We start from the raw sequence: 18994 nt of genomic DNA, 5'->3' as shown, positions 1-18994 counted from the left end.
ATGCAGACCAGCGACAGCATCGCCGCCATTTCCGCCGCACTCGCCAAGGCGCAGGGGGCCATCGAAGGCGCGAAGAAGGACAGCGAAAACCCGCACTTCCGCAACAAGTACGCCGACCTGTCCAGCGTGTGGGAAGCCTGCCGCACGCAGCTCGCCGCGAACGGGATTGCGGTTGTCCAGGCCCCCGGCACGGACGAGAACGGGGCCGTCACGCTCACCACAACCCTTGCCCATTCGTCCGGCGAATGGATGCGCAGCGTCATGGCCTGCAAGCCTGCGAAGGCTGACGCCCAGGCGCTCGGCTCCGTCATCACCTACCTGCGCCGCTATTCGCTGGCCGCCATGGTCGGCGTTGCGCCGGAGGACGACGACGGCGAAGCAGCCAGCGGGCGCGGCGGGCAGGGCAAGGACCGGGACACCGGCATGACGCCATCCGGACGCCAGCAGGAGCCGACCGATGGCGAGAAGGCCGCCGCCGAGACGATCCGCATGGGCATTGAGATGTCCGAGACGCCGGACGAGCTGACCAATTTCTGGCGTGAGCACATCAAGCACCTCCGCGAGCTTCCCAAGCCGCTCTATGAGGAGCTGGCGCGCGTCGCGGGCGACCGGAAGAAGCTGCTGACCACTCCGGCCCACGCCGCGGAGTGACGGCCATGCTCCCCGCCCGCCTCCCCAAGCGCAAGACCGACACCGGCCGCCCACAGCGCGACCGCTGCCCCGGCCACCTCGCCTTCGTCCGCCAGCACGGTTGCTGCGTCCCCGGCTGTCAGGGCCGCCCCATCGAGGCCGCCCACGTCCGCACCCACGGCGACGGCGGCATGGGGATGAAGCCCAGCGACGACCGCGCCATCAGCCTGTGTTCCGAGCATCACCGCCAGCAGCACAACGTCGGGGAGCTGGAGTTCCAGCGCCGGCACTGCATTGACATGCTGAAGCTGGCGCGGGAGTTCGCCGCCGCCTCCCCGGCCTGGAAACGCTACCTCGCGAAGAAGGCGCAGGGGCTATGACCAACCCGATCCCGTTCCGCTGGGAAGGCGACTGCTTCACCCCCATGCCGGGCTTTGGGAAGCGCTGTGACGAACTGTTCGTTGTCGGTCAGGCATACCGGCTGGTCGAGCAGGAGGACCGTTCCGCCGCCTCGCATCGCCACTATTTCGCCTGCATCAACACGGCGTGGGAGAACCTGCCCGAGCGGCTGTCCGCCGACTTCCCCACCCCTGACCATCTGCGCCGCTTCGCCCTGATCCGTGCCGGATACGCCGACAGCCGCACGCTGGTCGCGTCGTCCAAGGCGGAGGCCGTCCGTCTGGCTGCCTTCGTCAAGCCGATGGACAGCTATGCCGTCGTGGTCGTGACGGACGCCACGGTGACGGTGTGGACGGCCCGCAGCCAGTCCGCGAAGGCCATGGGGAAGAAGGACTTTCAGGAGTCCAAGGACGCCGTACTGGACGTGATCGCCGGGTTGATCGGCACCGATCCCGCCACGCTGTCCGCCCAAGCCGGTCAGGCCGCCTGACCCTCCCCACCTGACCACGCGCCTACTGGAGACACGCCATGACCGAGCCTGCCTACAATCCGCGCAAGCGCTTCGTTGGCGAACTGGACGCGACATCCATCGCCACAATTCAGGGGTGGGCTATCGCGCGTTACAACGACAACAACAGCACGACAGCCACCAACGAAGGCAACGCCCGCCTCTCCGCCGCCTCCGACAACGCCGTCCTCGAACTTGCCGAGCGCCTTGGGTGCAACGCCGTGGAACTGGCGGAGAGGCTGGAGAACGGCGGGCTGGTCAAGGTTGCCGCGTTCCTTGAGGCCATCGTGAACGGCACCGGCGAGCCGGAGACACGCGCCGTCGCCCGCGCCGCCCTTTCCCACCTGACCACCCCCGCGCCGCGCTGAGCGCAGAGCGCAAGGAGAGAGACCATGACCGATTTGACCTATGTGCCGCCGGAGCCTCCCGCGCGCCCCTTCCGCGTCGGCGATGAGGTGGAAACCGTTAACCGCAACGGCGACGCCATGGGCCGCCAGCACATCACCCGCGTCAAGGGGAGGATCGTCACCACCGACTGCGGCCGGACGTGGACGAAGGATGGATGGTGGTATGGCGATACCAGAGCCTACCCGTTCCCGAGCATCCGCCATCCCGCCACGTCCGCGGCCTGAGGAGACACCCATGAGCGACAAGATCACCGCCCGCCGCAGCCGCGAACCCTTCGAAGCCCGCGGGCGCTTCATCTGGGGCGGCCCGACCGAACACGACGCCATCGTCGGCGAGGTCTACGACAACGGCCAGCCCTTCCCGGAGGAGATGGCGAAGGTCTGGGCCGCCTCCTACCAGATCATGTTCCCGGCGCTCGCCGAAATCCGGAACCGTGCCCGTTCGGCCGTCCTCGGCGATAGCGAGTATCCGTTGCTTGACCTCGCCTGGATCGCCGACACGGCGGCCAATGCCCTGCCGGTCCCGACCATCGGCGATGTGAACGGCACCGCACCGGAAGCGCCCCGCCGCTCCTCCGTGCAGGAGGCCGCCCCGGCCGTACCGCCGCTGGGAAAGCTCATAGCCCTGGCTTCTTGCGTCGAGGAGAAGGTCAACGCCGAAGGTGGCGAGGCGACCGTTCCCCGGATCGTCGCGCTGACGGTTGCGGCCATCAACGAAGCCGCTGCTCAGGAGGCTGCCCAGGCAACTGCGGCGGACGGGGTGCCGGAGGTGGGCCTTCGGGACGCCGCTGAAAGCGTACTTGATCTGGTTGAAACGCTGTCCGATGGGGACTTGACGATTGCGGGCAGGAGGGAAATCGCTGATTTGCGGTCCGCTCTCAGTGGCACCCCGGTTTGCGCGAAGATCATCCCCTACACCGACGAGGACGACCGGCCTGATCCCGCCATGAACGGGCTGGTAATGCTCGCCATCGGCCGCGACGTCGATGCGCCTGACCACGTGCTGGACCGCATCCCGGATGACGCGGCCGAAACCCTGGTCCGGCTGCTTTCCTCAGCGCCCGCCGCCCCCACGGCACAGGGGCAGGTGCAGGGGTGGCAGCACCCCAGCGCCGCCCCGACCGAGCGTGGGGCGCCGATCCTGCTCAAGTTCCGCGTCGCCGGCGAAACCCACATCGCAGAGGGAAGCGTCACCGATGGCGGGTGCCTGTGGGTGCCTTACGTCTCGTTCCACCGTGACGACCCGTCCGTCTTTGGCGTTATCGCCCTCCCCTCCGCCCCCTCCGCAGGGGAGGCGTAAGGCCATGGACCACATCATCCTCTTCGCCACGCTCGTCTTTCGCCCGCACCCCTATGCCCGCCCGTGCCATCCGTGGTGGAGGGCATGGACGGATTGCTTCGTTGGGCCTGTCGAGGCGTGGCGCCTCGCTGGCGTTCTCGCTGATTGCCCGAAGGACTGACCGCCATGACCACCGACACCGCCCCGCTGAGCGCGCCGCAGATGACCACCCTGGACGAATACCTTTCCCGGCTCCCCGCCGAGCAGCGCCAAGCCATCGTTGACGGAGGGAAGGATGTGCTGATCAACGCCCTGTCCGCGCGCGTCGCGGAGCTGGAGGTGGACAACAAGCGGCTGAAAATCGAGTGCGTGTCCTGGAAGAGCCTTTACGAGCGCTTCGCCGGTCACCTTCGCCGGGCCTACAACGTGGCCGTGAAAGCTGGCGGTTCGCCACGGCACGGCGAGTTCGACACTGCGGAAGCCGTAGCAGATGTGGTCGGCAGCCGCGATGCTTGGAAGGCCCGCGCCACCCAGGCGGAGGCCCTGCTTTCCGACCTCTGCCGCCTGACCGGAGCCGAGAGCCACGCCGCCGCCGTCTCTGTCGTCGCCACGATGCTGGCCGGGGCTGATGCCCAGGCATACGGCGGAGTGGTGCGTGTCTATGCGGAGGAGAAGGCGGCACGGACCAAGGCGGAGGCCGAGCGGGACGAGGCGCGGGCGGACCTTTCCCGCGCCCTGGACAAGGCCAACCGTGAAGCTGACGAGATGACCGACCGCTGGCACGCCGACCAAGCCGCCCTCTCCGCTGCCGAGGCGCGAGAGGCGCAGATGCGGGAGGCGCTGACTGTGGCCGCTGATCGGCTGGCTTACATCGCTGGACTCGAAACGCCGTCAGCAGCCCCTATGCTCGCCAGTATCGCGGCAGCATCTGTTCGCTCCGCCCTGTCTCCCGCCCAGCCGTCGCAGGGCGCGGACCCGCTCGTCACCGCCTACGACAACGGCGTGGACCATGCGTGGGGCGTCGCCAAGCCGCTCGCCGAGGCTGCCGAAGGCGTCATCAACTGGTGCGACTTCGCCATGTCCCAGCCCGGCGAGTTCGACCCGCACGGCGTCCGCAACCTGTCCGGCCCGGCCTTCGACAAGCTGCGCGAGGCGGTTGGTGAGGCCCGAGCTGCCGGCCTCCTGACCACCGAGACGACGGAGGGCGGGAATGAGTGAGCGCAAGCTGACGGACGCCGAAGCGCGTCACCTCGGTTGGATTGCTGACGTCGAGAAGAAGGGCGGCGTGATGACGGCCTTCACCGCAGCCATGGTGTCGTGGGCACATTCTGCGGGGATGGCATCCATGAAGCCGGCCAGCAGGTTCATGGTGCGGCCCTCACTCACCCCGGCGGGCCGAGCCGCCCTTTCACAGCACCGGGAAGCGCAGGGAGGCGGGAATGGGTGAGCGCATCAGCGTGAAGAAGCGGGCGGGCCTGACGTGGGGCGAGTCCGTGGCCGTCGCCCGCAAGCGGATCAAGGATGGACCGTACCTGATTTCCCGGCATGGCGGATGGTTTCGACCGAAGGCCCAAGGCTACACCAACCATTTGTCGGAGGCCGGCATCTTCACTGCCGACGAGGCGCGCCGGTACATCGATGTGGACGGCCTGTCCGTCGTGCCCGCCGGCCACGTCATCACCGGGATCGATTGGGAGATAGCCGACCTCGAAAAGCGGCTGGCGGCGGCCAAGTGCCTTCGGGCGGCCATTGCCCAGCACGCGCCCGCGGTCGGCGCAGCGCAGGGAGAGGGGGAGTAGGATGGCGGTGAATGCTGAACGTCTCCCGGATTGGCCGCGCCTTCTCAACAAGGAATTGGCCGCCGCCTACATCGGGGTTTCCACCGCGAAACTCGCCGCGCTCCCTATCTCGCCGGTTCGGATAGGCTCCCGAGTCGTCTACGACCGGCGGAGCCTTGACCGGTGGGCTGACAACCTTGGGGGGCCCGCGGCGCCGGACGACCCCATCGACAAGCTTCTGGACAGGCTGTAACGAATGCTGGTCAGGCTGAAGGGCATCAAGACGTACCGGTCCAAGGGCAAGGTCTACCACTACCACCGGGCGACGGGGACGCGGATCGTCTCCGAGCCCGGCACCGCTGCCTTTGTCGAGGAGGTGCGCCGGCTCGATGAAAAGGCCCTGCAGGTCGCTGACCGCCCAGGCACCCTTGGCGGGCTGATGGCGGCCTATCGCGCCAGCCCTGAGTTCGCCCGCCTGTCCGATACGACCAAGGCCGATTACCGGGAGGTCATGGACTACCTGCAGCCACTCGCCGACGTCGCCTTGGCGCGCATCGACTCCCCGTTCGTCCTGAAGCTCCGCGACAAGACGTTCGCCAAGCGAAAGCGGCGGTTTGCCAACTACGTCCTGGCCGTTCTGTCCATCCTGCACAACTGGGGCACGCCGCGCGGCATCACCACCGGGAACCCGGCGGAGAAGGTGCCCAAGGTGGAGCGCCCGCGGAAAGAGGCCGAAGCGAACCGGGCATGGAAGGCAATCGAGCTGGAGACAGTCATGCTGGCCGCGCCGGACGAACTCCGGGTCCCGATCGCCCTTGCCGCCTTCGCCGGCCTGCGCCAGGGCGACGTGATCCGCCTGCCATGGACGGCCTACAAGGGTGGCGTGATCGAGTCGCGGCAGGCCAAGACGGGCGATCCGATCTGGGTGCCGGTCCACTCCGAGCTGCGCGCCCTTCTGGATGCGGCGCGGGACCGCCTCCCTACCCTTGCTGAGAAGCTGTCCGCCAAGGGCAAGCCAATCCCGACCACCATCGTCATTGGACAGCGCGGCGAGTCGTTCACCGAAGACGGGTTCCGCGCCCGCTTCTTCAAGCTGGTTCGTGAACTGGAAACCAAGGAGTGGGTGTGGCCCGGCCTCACCTTCCACGGCCTGCGGCACACCGCCGCCACCATGCTCGCCGACGCGGGATGCGACACGCGCGACATCCAGGCTGTGCTTGGGCACCGGACGGCGGCCATGTCGGAGCACTACGCCAAGGAAGCGGATCGGAAGCGCCGAGCGTCGGCGGCAATCACCAAACTGGAACGCGCGCGGAACAGCGGAGGCGGTGACGGTGTCTAACCGATTGTCTAACCGCCCAGAGTGGCAGTGACCCAGAAATGAAGAAGGCCAGCCAACCCCTTGGATTAGCTGGCCTTTTGATGGTAGCAGCGGAGGGATTTGAACCCCCGACCAAGGGATTATGATTCCCCTGCTCTACCACTGAGCTACGCTGCCATCGTGCTTACCATCATCTCCCGGCGCGGTCCGTTTCGGTGTTGGCCGCCGCGGTTCGTGCCGGGGCCGCTTATGTATTCCAGGGGGACCGGGGTGTCAACGCCGAAATTTCACTTTTTGCGAAGTTTTCGTCAGGCCCCCGTTCCGGCAATCCAGCCGCCGCCCAGCACCCGGTCGCCCTGGTAGACGACGCAGGCTTGGCCGGGGGCCACGCCGTATTGCGGCTCGTGCAGCTCGGCCTGCGCGGTGCCGTCCGCACCCAGCCGCCACAGCGCCGGGGCCGGCGGCTGGGCGGAGCGGAGCTTCACCTCGACCTCAAGCCCCTCGCCGGGGGCCAGGGCGGGGCCGAGCCAGTTGACCTCGCGGATCGTCACCACGCTGCGCGCCAGATCGCGGCGCGGGCCGACGACGACGCGGCGCTGGCCGGGCTCCAGCCGGACGACGAACAGCGGCTCCTCCTCGCCCCGGATGCCGCCGATGCCCAGCCCCTTGCGCTGGCCCACCGTGTAATGGACCACGCCGCGGTGGCGGCCCAGGACGCGCCCGTCGACATGGACGATATCGCCGGGCTCGACCGAGCCGGGGCGCAGCTTCGCCACCACGTCGGCGTAGGAGCCGTTGGGGACGAAGCAGATGTCCTGGCTGTCCGGCTTGGCCGCCACCTCCAGCCCGTGGCGCTCGGCCAGGGCGCGGGTCTCCGGCTTGGTCAGGCCGCCCAGCGGGAAACGCAGGAACTCCAGTTGCTCGCGCGTCGTGGCGAACAGGAAATAGCTCTGGTCGCGGCCGGGATCGATGGCGCGGTGCAGTTCCGCCCCCGCCGCCCCCTGGACGCGGCGCACGTAATGGCCGGTCGCCAGGGCGTCGGCGCCGAGGTCGCGGGCGGTGTTCAGCAGGTCGCGGAACTTGACCCGCTGGTTGCAGCGCACGCAGGGGATCGGCGTCTCGCCGCGCAGGTAGGTGTCGGCGAAGTCGTCGATCACGTCCTGGGAGAACTTGCCCTCGTAATCCAGCACATAGTGCGGGATGCCGATGCGGTCGGCCACTTGACGGGCATCGTAGATGTCCTGCCCGGCGCAGCAGGCGCCCGGCTTCTGCAGGGCGATGCCGTGGTCGTAAAGCTGGAGCGTGATGCCGACCACGTCGTAGCCCTCCTCCCGCAGCACGGCGGCGGTGACGGAGGAATCGACGCCGCCGGACATGGCGACGACCACGCGGGTGTCCTGGGGACGTTTGGCGATGCCGAGGGAGTTGGCGTAGGAGATCATGGCGCCCTATATGGGCCGGTTCCCAAAAAATTCACCACCGGGAAACCGGCGCGCCTGCCCGCTCGCGGGCACGGCGCCCCCGGTTCTCCGGTGGCGGGTGCAGACCGCGGCGGCCCCGGAAGGCGCCGCGGCGGTGCGTCAGCGCATGGCGTTGTTGGTGCCGCCGGGCAGGCGCACGGCCAGACCGTCCAACTCCTCGCTGATGATGATCTGGCAGCCCAGGCGCGAGGTCTTGGTCAGGCCGAAGGCGAGGTCGAGCATGTCCTCCTCGTCCTCCGATGCCTCGTTCAGCACGTCGAACCACTCCGGCTCCACGATGACGTGGCAGGTCGAGCAGGCGAGCGAGCCCTCGCAGGCGCCTTCCAGGTCCAGGCCATGCTTGTGCGCGACCTCGAGCACGGACAGGCCGAGCGGAGCGTCCACCTCGTGGCGGGTGCCGTTCGGCTCGATGAAGGTCATCTTGGGCATTGGGGTGCTCTCCTGAACAAAGGCGTCGGTGTGCGGTGGCGATGGTTAGAGTGTCTTCGGAACAAGGCCGGAGCGCCGCGTCCGGGATTCGGCCGCCAGCGCCTCCAACCGCTCCAACCGCGCGAGGATGCGCGCGGCGTTGTCGGTCTGCCCGTTGCGGAAGGCAATGGCAAGATACTTGATGCAACTTTCCACGCGTTGCCCGATGTCCTGAGCCAGCCGGTCCACCGCGGCGACGTCCGGGGCGCCGTCCAGCCGGTCGGCGAGCGCCGTCACCTCCTCGTCCTCCTCCGCGGTCAGCGCGGCGGAGGGAGCGTTCAGCAGATCCAGCAGATAGCGGGCGCGGCGCACCGGGTCGCGCAGCGTCTCATAGGCTTCGCCCAGCGCATCGGCCTGGGCGCGGGCGTTGGCCTGCTGCCGCGCGCCGCGCGCCGCGAAACGCTCGGGGTCCATGGCGCGGGAGAAGCCGGCGTGCTGGCGGGCCAGCGCCTCCGGCTCGATGTCGAAGCGGCGCTCCAGACCCAGCCGGGTGAAATGGTCGAGCGGGCGCGGCGCCTGCACCGCCCCGCAGGAATGGCAGAACATCGCGCGCGCCGCGACCGAACGGCCGCACAGCCAGCACGGCTCCAGATCGCCGTCGATGGTCCCGGCGATGCCCTTGGGAGCCTCCCCTTTGGGAAACCGCGGCGGGCCGGAATCGGATGTCGTCATGCTTGCCGTCCGTTGAAACGCTGCACAGGTCGGCGGTGAGGCCGGCGGGTCGCCGTCCCTTCGGCCGGGTGATACCCAGAAGCGGGGCGCCGCGCAACCTTACACGGCCCGCGGCGGGAGGAGGAGACCAATGGAAAGGCGATTACGCCGCAGGGGCACGCGCCAGCCTTGCCGCCATGGCGGCGTAGGCGGCGGCAAAACGCTCCACCGCCGCGTCGTCGCTGTCCCAGCCCAGGCTGACCCGGATGGCGCAGGCGGCGTCCCCGGCGCTCTCGCCCATGGCGGACAGGACGTGGGACGGCTTCACCTTGCCGCTGGAGCAGGCCGAACCGGCGCTGACCGCCACCCCGGCGAGGTCCAGCGCCATCACCTGCGTCTCCCCCGCCACGCCGGGCAGCAGCAGGTTGCTGGTGTTGCCGACCCGCGCCGCGCCGGCCCCCATCACCCGCGCGCCAGGAACGGCGGCGAGCGCAAGCGCCTCCAGCGCGTCGCGCAGGGCGGTCAGGCGGGCGCTGTCGGGAAGTTCCTCCCGCGCGAGGCGGGCGGCGGCGCCGAAGCCGACGATGCCGACAACGTTCTCGGTGCCGGCGCGGCGGCGCTTTTCCTGCCCGCCGCCGCGGATCAGCGCCTCCGGCTCCAGCCCGTCGGCGAGGATCAGGGCGCCCACGCCGGCGGGACCACCGATCTTGTGGGCCGACAGGGTCAGCAGGTCGGCGCCGAGCGTCGCAAGGTCGAGGGACAGGCGGCCGGCAGCCTGCACCGCGTCGCAATGGACCAGCGCGCCGTGCGCGTGGGCGATCCGCGCCGCCTCGGCCACCGGCTGGATCACGCCGGTCTCGTTGTTGGCGAGCATCAGGGAAACTAGGGCGGGTCCCTGTCCGTCGGCGAGCAGGCGGTCGAGCGCGGCGAGGTCGGCAACGCCGTGGCGGTCCACCGGGATGCGGGCGGCGCCGGGAACCGCCTCCAGCACCGAATCATGCTCGATGGCCGACGTGACGACCGCCCGGCCGGGAAAGCCGCGCAGCGCCAGATTGTTGGCTTCCGTCCCGCTGCCGGTGAAGAAGACCTGGGCCGGCCGCACCCCGGCCAGGGCGGCGACCCGGGCGCGCGCCTCTTCCACCGCGCGGCGGACCGTGCGGCCGAAGGCGTGCACCGACGACGGGTTGCCGGCGAGATCCATGGCCTGGATCATCGCCGTCTTCACCGCCGGCTTCAGAGGCGCCGAGGCGTTGTGGTCGAGATAGACGCGGGTCATCGGGACGAAGGCCGGAGGGCGCTCCCTTACTCCGCCGCGACCGCAGCGCCCTCGTCCGCCGGCTGCGGGCCGCGGATGGTCAGGCTGCTGGTGCCGATGATCCGCCGCTCCACCACGTCGGCCACGGTGACCGAGCTGAGATACATGTGGATCTGGTTGCCCAACTCCTCCCACAGGTCGTGGGTCAGGCAGCGCGAGCGGTTGGTCCGGCAGCCCTGCGGCGTGCCGTTGGCGCAGCGGGTCGTGCGGATCGGCTCGTCCACCGCCAGGATGATGTCGGACACGCGGGTCGCGTCCGCCGGATGGGCCAGCAGATAACCGCCGCCGGGACCGCGCACGCTCTTCACGAGGCCGCCCTTGCGCAGCTTGGCGAACAGCTGCTCCAGGTAGGAGAGCGAAATCTCCTGCCGGTCGGCGATGTCGGCAAGGGCGACGGGGCTCCCCTGGCTGGTGGCAGCAAGATCGACCATGGCCATGACGGCATAGCGTCCCTTGGTGCTGAGTCTCATTTTACCCTCCTTACCCTTCCTTCACCCCGGCCCGACCGTTCAGCGGATCGGCGCCAAGCCTCGTGTTTGTGTTTGGTTCAACAGGACGCCGCCGGACCGCTGTCGGCGGACACCGGCTCGCGCACCCCATTGTCGGTCCGGACGCTCCCGTTGGGACTGCCCGATGTTTCGTATACGGATGAATTATGCGCGCCACCGCGCTCCGATTCCAGTTCCTCGACGCGCCGGCGCAGGGTGGACACCTGATCGAGCAGGCCGTTCAGCGCGCGCGCCACCGGATCGGGGATGTCGCCGCAGGGCGTGCCGTAGGGCATGAACTTCTGCGTCTCGACGCGGTCGCGCGTCACCACCGCCTTGGCCGGGATGCCGACCACCGCGATGCCCGGCGCCACGTCAGCCACCACGACGGCGTTGGCGCCGACGCGGGCGCCGCGCCCGATGGTGATGGCGCCCAGCACCTTGGCCCCCGCACCGACGATCACGCCGCTCTCCAGCGTGGGATGGCGCTTGCCCTGGTTCAGCGAGGTGCCGCCCAGCGTAACCCCATGATAGAGCATCACATCGTCGCCGATCTCGGCGGTCTCGCCGATGACGACGCCCATGCCGTGGTCGATGAAGAAGCGGCGCCCGATGGTGGCGCCCGGATGGATCTCGATGCCGGTCAGCGCCCGGGCGATCTGCGAGACGGCGCGCGCCAACAGATGCCAGCGGCGATCCCAGCAATAGCGCGCGACGCGGTGCAGGACGATGGCGTGGAAGCCGGGATAGCACAACGCGACCTCGGCCCGTGACCGCGCGGCGGGGTCGCGGGCCATGATACCGTCGATCTCTTCGCGAAGATGCTTGAACACCGGAACACCCGCCGTGGTATAGTCCGCCCTCTTGCCGGAAGAGGTGATCTTTCGCAAGAGCCCTCGACCCGTGCCTCGTCGGTCGCGCGGGTTGCCCTGGAAGGACGCATCGACGCATATATGATGACCAAGCAAAACGGTCAAGAATTGTGTGCGAAAAATCCATGCTTGTCCATGGGCAACCACGTCCGCTTGCCGTGGCGTCCGCTCACCGCTCCACCGGTGGTCCGGATCACCTTATATTCGCGTCAGGATCGCCGTTCCCATGCCTGAAGTGATGATCAACGGTCCGGCCGGACGGCTGGAAGGGCGCTACACACACGGCACGATCCCCAACGCGCCGGTGGCATTGCTGCTGCATCCGCACCCGCATCACAACGGGACCATGAACAACAAGGTGGTCTTCACCCTGTTTCAGTCCTTCACGAAGCGCGGCTACTCCGCCCTGCGCTTCAATTTCCGGGGGGTTGGCCGCAGCCAGGGCGCCTACGACAAGGGCGAGGGGGAGCTGGCCGACGCGGCGGCGGCGCTGGACTGGCTGCAGACGCACAACCCCAACGCCCCGGTCTGCTGGATCGCCGGGGTGTCCTTCGGGGCGTGGATCGGCATGCAGCTTCTGATGCGCCGCCCGGAGATCGATGGCTTCGTGTCCGTCTCCCCGCCGGCCAACCTGTTCGACTTCTCCTTCCTGGCGCCCTGCCCCTCCTCCGGGCTCATCATCCACGGCGACAAGGACGAGCTGGTTCCGGGGGCGGCGGTGAACAAGCTGGTCACCAAGCTGTCGCACCAGAAGGACATCCGCATCGACCACCGCGTGGTGCCGGGCGCCAACCACTTCTTCGCCAACCGCAGCGACGATCTGGCGGTGCAGGTGGACGACTATCTGGACCGCGCGATGGGCAACCCCGTCGCCGCCGTGGCGGAATGAGTGGCGGAGTGGCCGTCGTGAAGGCCCTTCGCCTCACCTTCCTCGCCGGCTTCGCGGCGCTCCTTCTGTCCGGCTGCAGCAACGCCCAGATCGCCAGCACCTTCGGGAACTGGTGCAAGCACGCCGACAACTGCACCGACAACAGCCGCCCGCGCCCGTAACCGCCTCACCCTCACCCCATCGGGTGGAAGCGCCCGCCGCTCATCGGCCGGGGCACGCCGGTCGTGGCCGGCAGGCTGAGCGGCAGGCCCTTGCGGCTGCGCACCGCCAGATAGGCGAAGGCCTCGGCCTCCAGCGCATCGCCGTTCCAGCCCACCGCCTCCACCGGATCGACGGGCACGCCCAGCCGGCCGACCAGCATGCCCATCAACGTCGCGTTGTGCCGCCCGCCGCCGCAGACGAGCCAGCGCAGCGGTGCCTCCGGCAGATGCGGGACGATGCGGGCGACCGACGCGGCGGTGAAGGCGGTCAGGGTCGCCGCGCCATCCTCCACCGACAGGCCGCGGACGGGCGCCGGGTCGAAGGCGTCGCGGTCCAGCGACTTTGGCGCCGGCAGGTCGAAATAGGGATGGGCGAGCAGCGCCGCCAAGGCGCCCTCGTCCACGTTGCCCCGCGCCGCCAGCGCGCCGCCGGAATCGTAGCGCGCGCCCTGGCCGGACAGCACCCAGTCATCCACCAGCGCGTTGCCCGGCCCGGTGTCGCAGGCAATGACCGCGTCCGCGTCCTCCCCGATCCAGGTGACGTTGGCCACGCCGCCGATGTTCAGCACGGCCAAGGGCCGCGGCAGGGCGTCGGCCAGCGCGCGGTGGAACAGCGGCACCAGCGGGGCGCCCTGCCCGCCCGCCGCCACGTCCGCCGTGCGGAAATCATTGACCACGGCGATGCCGGTCGCCCGCGCCAGCCGCGCGCCGTCGCCGATCTGCCAGGTGCGACGCTGCGCCGGGTCGTGGAAGATCGTGTGGCCGTGGAAGCCGATCAGGTCCACCGCGGCGGCCTCCGTCCCGGCCTCCGCCAGCAGGCGGCGCACGGCGTCGGCGTGGGCGTCGGTCAGGGCCTGCTCGACCGCCTCCACCGGCCCCTTGCCGCCGAGGCAGGAGCGCAGCTCGGCACGGAAGCCGTCCTCGTAGGGAATGGTCACGAAGGCCAGCGGCTCCACCCGGCGCTCGCCGTCGGTGCGGACCAGCGCCGCGTCGATCCCGTCCATGGAGGTGCCGCTCATCAGCCCGACGACCGTCTGCATTCCCTGCCTCATTCTATCGGGCCTCATTCCCCTATCGAGCTGGCCCCGAGAATTGTGGGGCCGCGCGTTCCATGCTAACAGACGCGACCCTGGACCCTACCACGACAGCCGGATCGCGGCCATGACGACGCTGACATCGGATTTCCTCCGCACGCTGCAGGAACGCGGCTTCATCCACCAGTGCACCGACCTCGCCGGGCTCGACGAGCGCGCGGCGAAGGGGCCGATCATCGCCTACATCGGCTTCGACTGCACGGCGGACAGCCTGCATGTGGGCAGCCTGCTGCCGATCATGATGCTGCGCTGGCTGCAGAAGACCGGCCACAAGCCGATCGTCCTGATGGGCGGCGGCACGACCAAGATCGGCGACCCGTCGGGCAAGGACGAGGCGCGCCAGCTCCTCACCGACGAGGCCATCAACGCCAACATGGCGGGCATCAAGCGCATCTTCGGGCGCTACCTGTCCTTCGGCGACGGCCCCACGGACGCGGTGATGGTCAACAACGCCGACTGGCTGGATGAGCTGAAATACATCCCGCTGCTCCGCGACATCGGCCGGCACTTCACGATCAACCGCATGATGACCTTCGAATCGGTCAAGCTGCGGCTGGACCGCGAGCAGCCGCTGACCTTCCTGGAATTCAACTACATGATTCTCCAGGCCTACGACTTCGTGGAGCTGTTCCGGCGCGAAAAGTGCCTGCTCCAGATGGGCGGGTCGGACCAGTGGGGCAACATCATCAACGGCGTCGAGCTGGGCCGCCGCACCGACGGGGCGGAGCTGTTCGGCCTGACGACGCCGCTGCTGACCACCTCCTCCGGCGCCAAGATGGGCAAGACCGCCGCCGGCGCGGTGTGGCTGACCGCCGACAAGCTCAGCGCCTATGATTTCTGGCAGTACTGGCGCAACACCGAGGACGCGGACGTCGGCCGCTTCCTGCGCCTCTACACCGAGCTGCCGCTGGACGAGGTGGCGCGGCTGGAGTCCTTGGAGGGCGCCGGCATCAACGAGGCCAAGAAGATCCTCGCCCACGAGGTGACCAAGCTCGCCCACGGCGAAGAGGCCGCCCTGGAGGCCGCCGAGACCGCCCGCCGCACCTTCGAGCAGGGCGCCGCCGCCGAGGGCCTCCCGAGCATCGACGTGCCCCGCGCCGAGCTTGAGGCCGGCGTCGCGGTGGTGGACCTGCTGGTCTCCGCCGGGCTGGCCGCGTCGAAGGGCGAGGCGCGCCGCCTCATCAAGGGGGCCGGCGCCAAGATGAACGACGCCGCCATCCCTGACGAGGCCGCCAAGGCCACCGCCGCCGATTTGAACGCCGACGGCGTCATCAAGCTGAGCGCCGGCAAGAAGCGTCACGCGCTGGTCAAGGCGGTGTGAGGCAACGCTGAATCCCTCTCCCGCCCCGGGAGAGGGTGCCCGCGACAGCGGGCGGGTGAGGGTAAAGCCTGGGAGCGGGCACCAGCCCTGTTGCCGGCACCCTCACCCTCCCGCCGCATTGCGGTGGGTCCCTCCCTCTCCCGGGACGGGAGAGGGAAAATCACCCCCTACTTCTCGAAGGTCCCCGGCGAGGGCGCTTCCTTGCCGTCGCCCCCGTCGCCCAGGAAGAACAGATTGCGCAGGAAGCCCGGCGCCAGCATGGCGAGCGGGTTCACCGTCACGTCCGGGTCGCCCAGCGGGCCGCGGACGTGCCAGGTGGCGCTGAAGATGCCCTGCCCCTCGCCACCGCTCAGCGCGTCGCCCAACAACGGGATCTGGCCGATCAGGCGGTTCAACCCGTAGATCGGCACGATGGTGCCGCGCAGGTTGGCGGTGTCGGTCTCGATGTCGATTTCCCCTCCCAGGGTGAGGCCGAGCGCGGAGCCAGAGGTGCGCAGGTCCTTGATCGTCAGCAGGCGCCCATCCTTGCGGTAGTCGCCGACCGCCCGCCCGAACCGGATGCCCTTGCCGCCGCCCATCAGCTCGGCGAAGCCGGAGGGAGAAATGGAGTTCAGGATACGGGCCAGGACCGGCGGGTCGACGAGAGCGTAGTCGGTCAGCTCCATCCGGCCTTCGATGGCGGCGTCGGCCCGCGGCTCCACCGTGCGGCCGGTGATCGCCAGCGCGCCACCCTGCACCCGGTCGTTGATGTCGAGCGCGCGGAAGGTCGTGCCCGCGTCGCTGGCCGAGATGGCCACCTCGTAGAACCCCTGGGCGCCCGGCAGGTAGCGCAGCGACACCGTCCCGTCGCGCCCCGCCCGGGCCGTCACGTCGAGCGCCGTCCAGGACAGGCGGTCGCGCTTGATCCGCCCGGTCACGTCGGACAAATGGCGGCCATCCCCGAAGACAACGCGGTTCAGCTTCAGGTCGAAATCGAGCGGCAGCGGCTTCTCGTCGCTCGGCCCCTGCTTCTTGCCGCCGGGAGGGTTGGCCTTGCCGGCCAGGACGCGGGCGTCCAGGCTCTGGCCGGTGATGGTCCCGGAATAGCCGCTCTTGCCGCCGTCATGCACGGTCACGTCGGCCTTCAGGTCGGTCTGTCCGACGGCCATCTGGCTGACCGCCACCTTGGTGACGGCCATGGTCTGCGGTGCGAGGTCGACGACCGCCTGGGCGCGCAGCCCCCCGGCGTCGACCGACAGGCCGGTGATGCGGGTCACCCGATCCTTCTGGAACTCCAGTGCCAGCTTACTGGTGCCCGGCACGCCGGGCTTCTTCTCCCAGCCCAGTTCGTCGATGCGCAGATGGGTCTTTTCCAGGTTCAGCCCGGCGGTCAGGCCGAAGCGGCGGCGCTGGTCGACGGTGAACAGCACGTCCGCCCCCAGCGGCCCAGCGACATGCTCGCCGAGGTCGATGCCGTGGCTGCGCAGGTCCTGGGCGTCCACGTCGCCCTTCACGGCGATGCGGGTGCGCGGCCCCTTGGCGGTGGAGGTGAACTGCTCCTTCCAGTCGATGCTGACGGGGATGCCATCCAGCTTGGTGTTGCCCTTCACCGTCATGGCGTTCATGTCGAGCGCCAGCGTCAGGTCGCCCTCGGTCGCGGTCAGCCCGGCGGCCACCTTCTCCACCCCGACGCCGCGCAGCTTCGCCGCGACGTCCAGATTTAACTGCTCCACCTTCAGGTCGACCAGCAACGGGAACTGGAAGTGGAGCTGCGCGTCGGCCTGCCCCTGCGTGCGCTTGGGGTCGAGGTCGAGGCGGCTGGGATAGCCCAGCGGCGGGCTGTCCAGAACGGTCAGGATGGTCCGCACCGGCCCGCGGACCGGGACGCGGATGTCCATGGTCTCCTTGCCGGTGTCCAGGCCGCCGATGACGATCGTGCCCTCACCGAGCTGAACGTCGTCGATGCGGCCACCCTTGGTGTGGATGGTGAAGGTCTTGCCGTCGGTGGACACCTCCGCCGCCACGCCTGCGACCTTGGGCAGCGGGTGGAAATAGTCCACCGTCATGTCCTCGGCCTGGATGCCGGCCTGGAAATGCGTCACGTCGATCGCCGCGAGGTCGGACAGCGGCCCGCTGGCCCGGACGGTGGCCGTCGCCTCCGGCACGACGCCGCGCGACAGGTTTTCGGTCACCCACTCCCGCGGGTTCTTCCCCACCCCCAGCGGCCACAGCCGGGGCAGCTCGTCCGCCGGCACCCGCTTGGCCGTCACCGCGGCCTCCACCGACAGGCGGGCGTCCGGCGTGCCGAATTGGTCGATGGTGGCCCGCGCCGTTCCCTCCACCGTCGGCCCGCCGAGGTCGACCGCCAGCCGCTCCACGTCCAATTGGCCCGAGGCGCGGTCACCGGCCACCGTCAGGGCGGCGGAGGCGACGGGCAACGGCTCCGGGAACAGGTCCGGCCGAACGACGCGGCCGGCGCCGGCCCTCAGCTCCGCCCGGCCGCTGCGCGGCTGCGCGTCGGGGTCCAGCTCCAGGCTGGCCGTGCCGGACAGGGGGAGTTGCGCCGCGGCCAGCGGCGCCAGCGCCGGGGCGAGCCCGGCCAGCGCGGCGGGCACCAGCCCGTCGAGCCGCGCGGCCAGCGACGCGCCCTTGTCGGGAACCTGGGTACCGTCGAGGTCGAGCGAGGCCCGCTTGCCGTCCGCCGTCAGGTCGAGCCGCAGGCTGCCGCTGCGCTGCCCGCCCTGCTCCCGAAGGTCGCCACGCCCGACCATCGCCATCCCGTCGAGCGCGAGGTCGAGCCGCTCCAGCTCCGCCCGCCGGCCCGGTACGTCCAGCCCACCGCGCAGCCGCAGGCGGTCGACGCGGTAGGGATCGGGCCGCAGCGCGGGCAGGCTGACCTCCCCCGCGCCGCCCTGCAGATCGAAGCTGAAGCGCACCGGCTCGAACCGTGAATCCAGCGTCGCGTCGATGCGCCCGCCCAGCGGCACGGTCACCGCGGAGAGCGGCGCCAGCAGCGGGCCGATCTTGGCCAGCGCCGCCGGCTGCAAGCCGTCGAAGCGGGCCGACAGCGCGGTTTCCGCGTCCGCCATGCGATGGACGCCCGACGCCTCCACCGCCGCCGTCTGCCCGTCGAGGTCGAGGAGCAATTGCGCTCCGCCGACGATCTCCGTCCCGTCGCGGGTCAGCACGATGTCGGCGCGGTTGGCGTGCCAGGAGAGCCCCAGCATCCGGTTCGTCACTGTCAGGTCGGCGCCGACGACGCTCAGCCGCCGCAGCAGTCCCAACGGGCGGGCGATGTCCGGGGGCTGCATCAGGGTGGAGACGATCTCCCCCGCGAAATCGGGGCCGTCGTCCGGCTCGTCCTTCTCCGGCTCGCCGGGAGACGGAATCGAGCGCACGTCGAAATCCAGGCTGCCATCGGCCCGGCGCACCACCTGGAGGCGCGGTCGCACAAGGTCGAGCCGGGTCGGCGACAGCTTGCCCTGGAACAGCGCGCGCACGGAGAAGCCGACGCCCAGCTCCGGCACCGCCGCAAGCTCGTCGCCCTCGGCGTTGACCGCGTGCACGTCGATGGCCCGCAGGTCCAGCCGGGTCAACCCGTCGCTCTCCTCCTCGTCCACCCAGGACAGGACGAGCTGGCCGACATCGACGCGGTAGCGGCCCTGCGGGTCGCTCAGCGCCCGCTCCACATAGGGAGTCAGCGGGTCGAGCGCGATCGGCCCCTGGGCCAGCCGCCAGGCGAACAGCCCGCCGGCGGCGCCGACGACGACGACCGCGCCCGTGGTGGTCCAGGCGAAAATCTTCGCGGTGCGCCGGATCACGGTCGGTGTCCCGGCGACGATGCCCGCGTGTTGTCACAGTTGACCGAACCCTCGCGACCGCGCACCTTCCTGCTCAGTTCTTGTGCAGGGATA

General features: G+C 69.8%; 21 protein-coding genes and 1 tRNA gene. 12 read left to right on the top strand and 10 right to left on the bottom strand.

From position 1 onward, the window contains the following. From H0B54_RS14040 to H0B54_RS14010, 7 genes are all read left to right on the top strand, one after another. The gene (locus H0B54_RS14040) at positions 1-651 is read left to right on the top strand and encodes an ERF family protein (protein WP_188260827.1); all 651 of its coding nucleotides are present in this window, start codon (positions 1-3) and stop codon (positions 649-651) included. Positions 652-656: 5 nt separating this feature from the next. Further along, positions 657-1010, top strand: coding sequence for a DUF968 domain-containing protein (locus H0B54_RS14035; RefSeq protein WP_188260826.1), 354 nt, complete (start codon positions 657-659; stop codon positions 1008-1010). Continuing rightward, positions 1007-1519, top strand: coding sequence for a hypothetical protein (locus H0B54_RS14030; protein ID WP_188260825.1), 513 nt, complete (start codon positions 1007-1009; stop codon positions 1517-1519). Before H0B54_RS14035 ends, H0B54_RS14030 begins: the two co-directional genes overlap by 4 nt. Positions 1520-1557: 38 nt before the next feature. Further along, positions 1558-1905, top strand: a complete 348-nt coding sequence (locus H0B54_RS14025; protein ID WP_188260824.1) for a hypothetical protein — start codon at positions 1558-1560, stop codon at positions 1903-1905. A 24-nt stretch (positions 1906-1929) separates the two neighbouring features. Further along, positions 1930-2169, top strand: coding sequence for a hypothetical protein (locus tag H0B54_RS14020; RefSeq protein WP_188260823.1), 240 nt, complete (start codon positions 1930-1932; stop codon positions 2167-2169). Positions 2170-2179: 10 nt separating this feature from the next. Then, a complete protein-coding gene (locus H0B54_RS14015; RefSeq protein ID WP_188260822.1) occupies positions 2180-3244 on the top strand; it encodes a hypothetical protein in 1065 nt (354 codons plus the stop codon). Between the two features lie 165 nt (positions 3245-3409). Next, complete coding sequence (locus H0B54_RS14010; protein WP_188260821.1) at positions 3410-4441, top strand: hypothetical protein; 1032 nt, start codon at positions 3410-3412, stop codon at positions 4439-4441. A 27-nt stretch (positions 4442-4468) separates the two neighbouring features. Here the strand turns inward: H0B54_RS14010 and H0B54_RS30225 are convergent, their stop codons facing one another. After that, a complete protein-coding gene (locus tag H0B54_RS30225; RefSeq protein WP_281390045.1) occupies positions 4469-4591 on the bottom strand; it encodes a hypothetical protein in 123 nt (40 codons plus the stop codon). 71 nt (positions 4592-4662) lie between these two features. Here H0B54_RS30225 and H0B54_RS14005 point away from each other — a divergent pair, with 71 nt between their 5' ends. Together H0B54_RS14005 and H0B54_RS14000 are read left to right on the top strand one after the other, a co-directional pair. Further along, positions 4663-5022, top strand: coding sequence for a hypothetical protein (locus H0B54_RS14005; RefSeq protein WP_188260820.1), 360 nt, complete (start codon positions 4663-4665; stop codon positions 5020-5022). A 235-nt stretch (positions 5023-5257) separates the two neighbouring features. Further along, complete coding sequence (locus H0B54_RS14000; RefSeq protein WP_188260819.1) at positions 5258-6343, top strand: tyrosine-type recombinase/integrase; 1086 nt, start codon at positions 5258-5260, stop codon at positions 6341-6343. An 81-nt stretch (positions 6344-6424) separates the two neighbouring features. Here H0B54_RS14000 and H0B54_RS13995 read toward each other — a convergent pair. The 7 genes from H0B54_RS13995 to cysE all read right to left on the bottom strand — a co-directional run bounded on the left by H0B54_RS13995 (position 6425) and on the right by cysE (position 11558). Next, a tRNA-Met gene (locus tag H0B54_RS13995) sits at positions 6425-6499 on the bottom strand. A gap of 131 nt (positions 6500-6630) precedes the next feature. Beyond that, entirely contained in the window at positions 6631-7764 is a 1134-nt protein-coding gene (mnmA, locus tag H0B54_RS13990; RefSeq protein WP_188260818.1) for a tRNA 2-thiouridine(34) synthase MnmA, read from the bottom strand. A 138-nt stretch (positions 7765-7902) separates the two neighbouring features. Further along, complete coding sequence (locus tag H0B54_RS13985; protein ID WP_035672428.1) at positions 7903-8232, bottom strand: ferredoxin family 2Fe-2S iron-sulfur cluster binding protein; 330 nt, start codon at positions 8230-8232, stop codon at positions 7903-7905. A 45-nt stretch (positions 8233-8277) separates the two neighbouring features. After that, complete coding sequence (gene hscB, locus H0B54_RS13980; RefSeq protein WP_188260817.1) at positions 8278-8943, bottom strand: Fe-S protein assembly co-chaperone HscB; 666 nt, start codon at positions 8941-8943, stop codon at positions 8278-8280. A 142-nt stretch (positions 8944-9085) separates the two neighbouring features. Next, positions 9086-10198 carry a cysteine desulfurase family protein gene (locus tag H0B54_RS13975; RefSeq protein WP_188260816.1) on the bottom strand — a complete coding sequence of 371 codons (1113 nt, stop codon included), beginning with the start codon at positions 10196-10198 and terminating at the stop codon, positions 9086-9088. Positions 10199-10224: 26 nt separating this feature from the next. Then, the gene (locus tag H0B54_RS13970; protein ID WP_014239836.1) at positions 10225-10707 is read right to left on the bottom strand and encodes an Rrf2 family transcriptional regulator; all 483 of its coding nucleotides are present in this window, start codon (positions 10705-10707) and stop codon (positions 10225-10227) included. 77 nt (positions 10708-10784) lie between these two features. Then, entirely contained in the window at positions 10785-11558 is a 774-nt protein-coding gene (cysE, locus tag H0B54_RS13965; RefSeq protein WP_343068939.1) for a serine O-acetyltransferase, read from the bottom strand. A gap of 265 nt (positions 11559-11823) precedes the next feature. Here cysE and H0B54_RS13960 point away from each other — a divergent pair, with 265 nt between their 5' ends. Then, the gene (locus tag H0B54_RS13960) at positions 11824-12486 is read left to right on the top strand and encodes an alpha/beta hydrolase (protein ID WP_137140188.1); all 663 of its coding nucleotides are present in this window, start codon (positions 11824-11826) and stop codon (positions 12484-12486) included. Positions 12487-12503: 17 nt separating this feature from the next. Then, a complete protein-coding gene (locus H0B54_RS13955; protein ID WP_188260814.1) occupies positions 12504-12647 on the top strand; it encodes a hypothetical protein in 144 nt (47 codons plus the stop codon). A gap of 11 nt (positions 12648-12658) precedes the next feature. On the opposite strand, the gene H0B54_RS13950 is transcribed toward H0B54_RS13955, so the two are convergent. Beyond that, positions 12659-13753 (bottom strand): anhydro-N-acetylmuramic acid kinase, encoded by a 1095-nt coding sequence (locus H0B54_RS13950; RefSeq protein WP_425490038.1) that lies wholly within the window; start codon positions 13751-13753, stop codon positions 12659-12661. A 94-nt stretch (positions 13754-13847) separates the two neighbouring features. On the opposite strand from H0B54_RS13950, the gene tyrS reads away from it, so the two are divergent. After that, positions 13848-15101 carry a tyrosine--tRNA ligase gene (gene tyrS, locus H0B54_RS13945; protein ID WP_188260812.1) on the top strand — a complete coding sequence of 418 codons (1254 nt, stop codon included), beginning with the start codon at positions 13848-13850 and terminating at the stop codon, positions 15099-15101. Between the two features lie 167 nt (positions 15102-15268). Here tyrS and H0B54_RS13940 read toward each other — a convergent pair whose 3' ends face one another. Continuing rightward, positions 15269-18901 (bottom strand): YhdP family protein, encoded by a 3633-nt coding sequence (locus H0B54_RS13940; protein WP_188260811.1) that lies wholly within the window; start codon positions 18899-18901, stop codon positions 15269-15271. Positions 18902-18994: the final 93 nt, after the last annotated feature.

The organism is Azospirillum tabaci (assembly GCF_014596085.1).
Lineage (GTDB): Bacteria > Pseudomonadota > Alphaproteobacteria > Azospirillales > Azospirillaceae > Azospirillum > Azospirillum tabaci.
This window is presented reverse-complemented; position numbering and strand designations above follow the sequence as displayed.